This is a genomic window from Citrobacter sp. TBCS-14 (genome assembly GCF_005280805.1).
Lineage (GTDB): Bacteria > Pseudomonadota > Gammaproteobacteria > Enterobacterales > Enterobacteriaceae > Citrobacter > Citrobacter gillenii.
On the sequence record NZ_SZWM01000769.1, the window covers coordinates 1 to 403 of the forward strand.

Genomic DNA, 403 nt, shown 5'->3' on the forward strand with positions numbered 1-403 from the left:
ATCATAACCCTTTCCTTATTAAAGCCCCTTCTTCGAGAGGGGCTTTCTCGTTGCAGCCCCTTGCTGACCAAGCGATTGTTAGTGAGCGACCTGACAGGCGCAAGGGCTTTCTCCCGCAGGTTTTTTATTGCTGGAGCATCCACGCAAAACGGCGCGCCAGAATAAAAAATCCCCGGCTTTATGGGCCAGGGACGGGGGACATAAGGGCAGAAGTCGTTATTCTTCTTTTATCGTTGTCTGATGGTTAACGTCGACTGTTGTCGTGGCGTTTAACGGAGTGGTAAGCGCATTTAGCGAACCGCCGGACAAACCAATTTCATTTAACAGTGAGTCAATCAGCGGCGCTTGTGTACGATAGGCAAGGGCGGCTGATAATGCCTGCTCAGCCAAATTTCCACCGCTT

1 protein-coding gene is annotated in these 403 nt (G+C 50.9%); it reads right to left on the reverse strand.

Going from position 1 to position 403, the window contains the following annotated elements:
- Positions 1–216: 216 nt before the first annotated feature.
- Positions 217–403 (reverse strand): flotillin domain-containing protein (locus tag FDX22_RS21190; RefSeq protein ID WP_304571797.1); only part of this gene is annotated, 187 nt, incomplete at its 5' end.